7 protein-coding genes and 1 riboswitch are annotated in these 6,043 nt (G+C 45.0%); of the genes, 3 read left to right on the top strand and 4 right to left on the bottom strand.

Annotation, left to right across the window (positions count from 1 at the left end; translation table 11 throughout):
* Window positions 1-119 precede the first annotated feature (119 nt).
* The 4 genes from BUB35_RS10800 to BUB35_RS10815 form a co-directional block, all read right to left on the bottom strand.
* Window positions 120-545 carry an NUDIX domain-containing protein gene (locus tag BUB35_RS10800; RefSeq protein ID WP_022364209.1) on the bottom strand — a complete coding sequence of 142 codons (426 nt, stop codon included), beginning with the start codon at window positions 543-545 and terminating at the stop codon, window positions 120-122.
* Between the two features lie 28 nt (window positions 546-573).
* A complete protein-coding gene (hslO, locus tag BUB35_RS10805; protein ID WP_072851647.1) occupies window positions 574-1,452 on the bottom strand; it encodes an Hsp33 family molecular chaperone HslO in 879 nt (292 codons plus the stop codon).
* 19 nt (window positions 1,453-1,471) lie between these two features.
* Window positions 1,472-2,221, bottom strand: a complete 750-nt coding sequence (locus tag BUB35_RS10810) for a class I SAM-dependent DNA methyltransferase (protein WP_072851650.1) — start codon at window positions 2,219-2,221, stop codon at window positions 1,472-1,474.
* Between the two features lie 75 nt (window positions 2,222-2,296).
* Window positions 2,297-2,503 (bottom strand): small, acid-soluble spore protein, alpha/beta type, encoded by a 207-nt coding sequence (locus BUB35_RS10815; RefSeq protein WP_072851652.1) that lies wholly within the window; start codon window positions 2,501-2,503, stop codon window positions 2,297-2,299.
* Between the two features lie 144 nt (window positions 2,504-2,647).
* Window positions 2,648-2,825: riboswitch (Lysine riboswitch) on the top strand.
* A gap of 125 nt (window positions 2,826-2,950) precedes the next feature.
* Here BUB35_RS10815 and BUB35_RS10820 point away from each other — a divergent pair.
* From BUB35_RS10820 to dapB, 3 genes are all read left to right on the top strand, one after another.
* Window positions 2,951-3,946, top strand: coding sequence for an aspartate-semialdehyde dehydrogenase (locus tag BUB35_RS10820; RefSeq protein ID WP_072851654.1), 996 nt, complete (start codon window positions 2,951-2,953; stop codon window positions 3,944-3,946).
* Window positions 3,947-3,986: 40 nt separating this feature from the next.
* Complete coding sequence (gene dapA, locus BUB35_RS10825; protein WP_022364212.1) at window positions 3,987-4,871, top strand: 4-hydroxy-tetrahydrodipicolinate synthase; 885 nt, start codon at window positions 3,987-3,989, stop codon at window positions 4,869-4,871.
* A 152-nt stretch (window positions 4,872-5,023) separates the two neighbouring features.
* Window positions 5,024-5,776: a 4-hydroxy-tetrahydrodipicolinate reductase gene (dapB, locus tag BUB35_RS10830; protein ID WP_072851656.1), complete on the top strand. Its 753-nt coding sequence runs from the start codon at window positions 5,024-5,026 to the stop codon at window positions 5,774-5,776.
* The last annotated feature ends 267 nt before the right edge of the window (window positions 5,777-6,043 follow it).

Below are 6,043 nucleotides of genomic sequence, written 5' to 3' on the forward strand. Positions count from 1 at the left end.
ATATGCGTTCTTTTACGCTTTAATCTGACAGAAAGTTTTTTTGAAGATTTTTCTGCAAAAAAAATGACTCCGCCTTCATAAGGATTGCTCCATGAAAACGAAGTCTCTTTTTGTGCTATTTAGTGATTCTCTACGGCTTCCAGCGCACGGAAAATGTCACGTTTCATCCAATGAGGCAATTCACTTTCTTCCACCTCATCTTTATGCAGCCACAAAAAACCATCATGTTCCTTGCTTAACTGCACCTCTCCACCTGTCCAAACAGCCGCATATGTAAAAATACAGAGGTGAATCTGATGCCGGATGATGTCAAACATGGAAACGGGTCTACCAATCTCTACAGACAAGGATGTTTCTTCCCGAATCTCCCGCAGAAGTCCATCCTCGGCTTTTTCGTAAAAATGCAGCCCTCCGCCGGGCAAATCCCATTTCTGATATTTGTTCATATAACTGCCTGCCATTTCTCCTTTGGAACGACGCAGCACCAACACTTCGTCCCCCCGGACAATGACAGCCTTCACAGCCACCGCAAAATCCCGATGCATCTGATTCACCTCCCTTCCTCATTTTTTCTTACTTCGCGCTTTCCAGCAGTTCTTTCAGCTCTTCTTCTGTGAAGTTATATTCTTTGTTGCAGAAATGGCAATGCAGATTTGCCTTTTTATCTTCACGGATGATTTTTTCCAGTTCTTCTTTACCAATGCTGATGAGTGCTTTTTCCACACGTTCTTTGGAACAGTTGCAGTAGAATTCTACAGGTATCTTATCCATAACCTTCAGATCCATATCCCCCAGAATCATTTCCAGAATGTCTTCGGGGCTTTTGCCCATATCCAACAGGTCTGTCACATAAGGAATGGTGTTCAGACGCTGTTCCAATTTAGAAATCATTTCTTCTGTTGCTTCGGGCATCAGCTGAATGATAAAACCGCCGGCACGACGAATAGATGTATCTGTTTCTACCAATACGCCCAGACCTACAGAAGAAGGTGTCTGGTCAGACTGTGCAAAATAATATGTCAGGTCTTCTGCGATTTCGCCGCTGACCAGCTGGATTCTACCGGCATAGGGTTCTTTCAGACCGATATCACGGATAACGCTCAGATAACCTTCCCCAATGGCTCCGCCTACATCCAGTTTGCCGGGATATTTGCTGGGGATATCCACATTGGGGTTGAATACATAGCCTTTTACATGACCGTGGGAGTCACCGGAAACCACAATGCCTTTCAGGGGACCCAAGCTGCGAATCTGCAATGTTACCAAGTCTTTATCGCCTTTGAGCATGCTGCCCATCATCGCTGCCGCTGTGAGCATTCTGCCCAGTGCCGCAGAAGCTACGGGAGAAGTATGGTGCACTTCTCTTGCATACTGTACGGTTTCTCTTGTTGTTGCCGCAAAAGCACGGATACTGCCGTTCCCTGCCGTTGCACGAATAATATAATCCTGCATGTTGTATTTCCTCCGTTTCTTACTCTGCCCCTTTTGCCACAAACACAATCCGCTGGCAATCTTCTTTGGGGCTTTCCCATGTATAATCATCATACATGCCTACCAGCGTGAAGCCGTTTTCTGCCAGAGCAGTTTTGATTTCTTCCACACTGTAGGCTCTTTCATAATGCACTTCTTCTGTTCTTTCGTATTTGCCGTCATTTCCTTCTATAAAAAAGTTCACTGCATAGGCATTGATTTTTTCTTCCGGGTCATAATCGTTTTCCCAGATATAGGCTGCATGTTCCTCTGTAACGGCATAAGTATTCTGGGCAAGGACTTCACTGAATTTGTACTCTGTATTCATATCAAACAAAAACAATCCGCCCTGCCGCAAAGATGCTTTCACGCAGGCAAAAGCCGCTGAAAGTTCTCCATCTTCTGTCAGATAGTTCAGGCTATCGCAAACGCTGATGATACAGTCTGCCTCCTCCGGCAGAGAAACCTCTGTCAAATCCTGCTCCAATAATATAGAAGAAAGTCCTGCTTCCCGCAGCTTTTTTTCTGCCTGACAGAGCATGTCAAAAGACAGGTCCACACCCATGGTGCGGTATCCTTTTTCTGTCAAAGGCACCAGCAGATTGCCTGTCCCACATCCAAGGTCTGCAATGACCTCCGGCTGTAAGCCTTCCTTTTGCCAGATTTCCTCCAGAAAAGAAAGCCACTGGTCATAAGGCACTTCTTCCATAAACAAATCATAGACTGTGGCAAAGTCTGTATATGCGTTCATTGTTTCCACTCGCTTTCCTTGTTGCCATAATCTAAAATTATACCGTTTTCTAAATGGAAAAGCAAGTATTTCCCTTTATTCATCTGCCTTTTTCTCGTTTTTTCCCTCCTGCATCTGTGTACGCTTCCGTTTTCCCATGATGCCGCCGATACGTCCGCTTTCTCTGGATGTGAGCCCCTTCCATCCGTTTTCTGTAATTTTATCCAACAGCCCTAATTCCTCCGCAATTTCATATTTCATACGCAGGTCTGCTTTTTGTTCTGGTGTCAGTTCTTTTTTCATGATTTTTATAACCTCCTGTTTTCCTTGAAAAATGGGCTTTTTTCTTGTACTTATTTTTATTCTTGAAATAATTTTGAAAATTATGCAGGAAAGGTTTGACAGAATCCGATTTGGATGTTAGACTAACTTCATAAGTACATAAAAATACAAAGTAGAGGTGCGTTTTTCAAGAGTAACCGAGCCAATATCATAAGGGATACAGGAGGCTCGTCGAAAGGGGAAAATGCCGAAGAAAAAGACGGCCTTATCTGTTTTTTTCTGGTTGTGCGGTTAAGAGCCGTATGACTGTCATTGGGTTTCCCAATGGAGCGCTACTGGATAATTACCATAGTTTATTGCTATTGTTTATTTTCTATGGTTTTTTGCAGTCGGCGCTGGCCGGCTTTTTTGTTACCAAAAATCATCTCTCACACAAACGTATTTCTGGGAAGGAAGGTATCAATCATTATGAAAAAAATCAATCTTGCTGTTGTAGGCGCAACTGGTATGGTAGGCAGAACATTCCTGAAGGTTCTGGAAGAAAGACAGCTGCCCATCGAAAACTTCTATGTAATGGCATCCAGCCGTTCCGCTGGCTCCAAACTGACTTTCAACGGCAAAGAATATACAGTAGAAGAACTGACAGAACATTCTTTTGATAAACCCATCGACATTGCCCTGTTCTCCGCAGGCGGCGGCACCAGCGAAAAATTCGCTCCCATCGCAGCAGCACACGGCTGTATCGTTATCGACAACAGCTCTCAGTGGCGTATGGATCCCGAAGTTCCTCTGGTTGTTCCTGAAGTAAACCCTGAGGACATCGCTTGGCACAAAAACATCATCGCAAACCCCAACTGCTCCACAATCCAGGCTATGGTTGCTCTGAAACCCCTGGATGACAAATACAAAATCAAACGTGTGGTTTACTCCACATATCAGGCTGTATCCGGCGCAGGTATGGCAGGATGGAAAGATCTGGAAAATGGTCTGAAAGGGGAAGCTCCTAAGAAATTCCCTCACCCCATCGCAAACAACTGCCTGCCTCACATCGATGTATTCCTGGACAACGGCTATACAAAAGAAGAAATGAAAATGGTAAACGAAACAAGAAAAATTCTGCATAACGACGAAATGCGCGTAACTGCAACAACCGTTCGTGTACCTGTATTCGATTGCCACAGCGAATCCATCAACATCGAATTTGAAAAACCTTTCGAAATGGATGACCTGCTGGAAACACTGAAAAACGCTCCCGGCGTTGTACTGCAGAACAATTCCGAAGCCAACGAATATCCTCTGGCTGTAGATGTTGCAGGTCATGACGAAGTATACATCGGTCGTGTACGTCGTGACGATAGCGTAGAAAGTGGTGTAAACATCTGGGTTGTAGCTGACAACATCAGAAAAGGCGCTGCAACAAACGCTGTTCAGATTGCAGAAGAAATCATCAAAAACATGCAGTAATTCCAAATCATATTCTTGAACATCGAAGGAGGTCATTCTTATGTCTATTTTCACAGGCGCTGGGGTGGCACTGGTTACCCCTACCTACGCTGACGGCAGCGTAAATTTTGATAAACTGAAAGAACTCATTGAATTCCAGATTGCAAACGAAACAGATGCACTGATCATCTGCGGCACAACAGGCGAAGCATCCACACTGTCTGACGAAGTTCAGATCGAATGTGTACGTTTCTCCAAAGAAGTTGCAAACGGTCGTGTTCCTGTTATCGCAGGCGCAGGCAGCAACGATACCGCACACTGCATCGCACTGGCACAGGGTTGTGAAAAAGCTGGCGCTGACGCTGTTCTGCTGGTAACACCTTACTACAACAAAGCAACACAGAAAGGTCTGATCCTGCACTACACAGCAGTTGCAAACAGCATTTCCATTCCCGTTATCCTGTACAACGTACCCGGTCGTACCGGCTGCAACATCGCACCTAAGACTGTTTACGAACTGTCCAAAGTAAAAAATATCGTAGCGATCAAAGAAGCTAGCGGCAACTTCTCCCAGATTGCAGAAATCGCTGCACTGTGTGGTCCTGACTTCGATATCTACAGCGGCAATGACGACCAGATCGTTCCTATGCTGGCACTGGGCGCAAAAGGCGTTATCTCCGTACTGTCCAACGTTGCTCCTAAAAATACCCATGACATGGTTGCAAAATTCATGGCTGGCGATGTAGCAGGCGCTGCAAAACTGCAGCTGGATGCCATTGAACTGATCAAGGCTCTGTTCTGCGAAGTAAACCCCATCCCCGTAAAAGCAGCTCTGAACCTGATGGGTTACGAAGTAGGTCCCTGCCGTCTGCCTCTGTGCGACATGGAAGAAAAGAACCTGGAAACACTGAGAACTGCACTGAAAAACTACGGTTTGCTGAAATAAGACACATTTGTTTCTGTTGAAACAGCAAAATATATGCATCCAGTAAGGGCATCCGTACCGAAATGCATCAGAGCCGGAACACCCCTAAAAGGTTCCGGCTCTTTCTTTTTGAATACTGCTGCTTCAACTTATTTTAAGGAGGTTTTTGATTTATGGTAAATATCATCATGCACGGCTGCGGCGGCAAAATGGGTCATGTCGTAGCAGACCTGGTGAAAAACGACCCTGATTGCCAGATTGTTGCAGGTATCGACCCTACTGTTCCTGCACTGGATTTCCCTGTATTTGCTTCCCCTGCGGAATGCACCGTTGACGCTGATGTCATCATTGACTTCTCCACAGCAACAGCTGTACCCGCTCTGCTGGACTTCGCGAAGGAAAAACAGATTCCCGTTGTTGTCTGCACAACAGCTCTTTCTGATGAAACACAGGCAAAACTGGAAGAAACATCTAAAAGCGTTGCTGTTCTGAAATCTGCGAACATGTCCATCGGCGTAAACCTGCTGCTGGATCTGGTACAGCGTGCAGCACAGATTCTTTACGATGCAAACTTTGACATTGAAGTCGTAGAAAAACATCATAACCAGAAAATCGACGCACCCAGCGGCACTGCTATGGCACTGGCTGACGCCATCAATACTGCTATGGACGAAAAATTCCACTATGTATACGACCGTTCCCAGAAACGCGAAAAACGGGAACGTACAGAAATCGGTATCCATGCTATCCGCGGCGGCAATATCGTTGGGGAACATGATGTCATTTTTGCAGGACGAGATGAAGTCATCACCCTCAGCCACCATGCTTCCAGCAGAGAAGTATTTGCCGTTGGTGCTGTAAAAGCTGCAAAATTCCTAGCTGAACAGCCTGTTGGTCTGTACTCCATGAAAGAAGTTCTGGCATAAGCATATAAAACAGACTTCAGAAAAAACAATATTGCGTAAATATAAAAGCTGGAATTCTTCTAATGAACTGCACCCCATTTGTTAGACAGTATGATATACTGAATAACAAGTGGGGTGATTTTTATGCCAAAAGGAGTACCAAATAAACGATATACACCAGAATTCAAGCAACTGGTGGTAGAAACGATGCGGGAAGAAGGTCTAAGTCTCAGTGAAACCATGAGAAGATTTAATATCAACTGTCTCGGTATTATTAAGCGCTGGGAG

This window comes from Anaerotignum lactatifermentans DSM 14214, assembly GCF_900142265.1.
In the GTDB taxonomy this organism is placed as follows: domain Bacteria; phylum Bacillota; class Clostridia; order Lachnospirales; family Anaerotignaceae; genus Anaerotignum; species Anaerotignum lactatifermentans.

What these genes read in the sequence shown, in the direction of transcription:
- dapB (WP_072851656.1), top strand. Translation starts at nt 5,024, where the DNA reads ATGGTAAATATCATCATGCACGGCTGCGGCGGCAAAATGGGTCATGTC.
- dapA (WP_022364212.1), top strand. Translation starts at nt 3,987, where the DNA reads ATGTCTATTTTCACAGGCGCTGGGGTGGCACTGGTTACCCCTACCTAC.
- BUB35_RS10800 (WP_022364209.1), bottom strand. Translation starts at nt 545, where the DNA reads ATGCATCGGGATTTTGCGGTGGCTGTGAAGGCTGTCATTGTCCGGGGG.
- BUB35_RS10820 (WP_072851654.1), top strand. Translation starts at nt 2,951, where the DNA reads ATGAAAAAAATCAATCTTGCTGTTGTAGGCGCAACTGGTATGGTAGGC.
- hslO (WP_072851647.1), bottom strand. Translation starts at nt 1,452, where the DNA reads ATGCAGGATTATATTATTCGTGCAACGGCAGGGAACGGCAGTATCCGT.
- BUB35_RS10815 (WP_072851652.1), bottom strand. Translation starts at nt 2,503, where the DNA reads ATGAAAAAAGAACTGACACCAGAACAAAAAGCAGACCTGCGTATGAAA.
- BUB35_RS10810 (WP_072851650.1), bottom strand. Translation starts at nt 2,221, where the DNA reads ATGAACGCATATACAGACTTTGCCACAGTCTATGATTTGTTTATGGAA.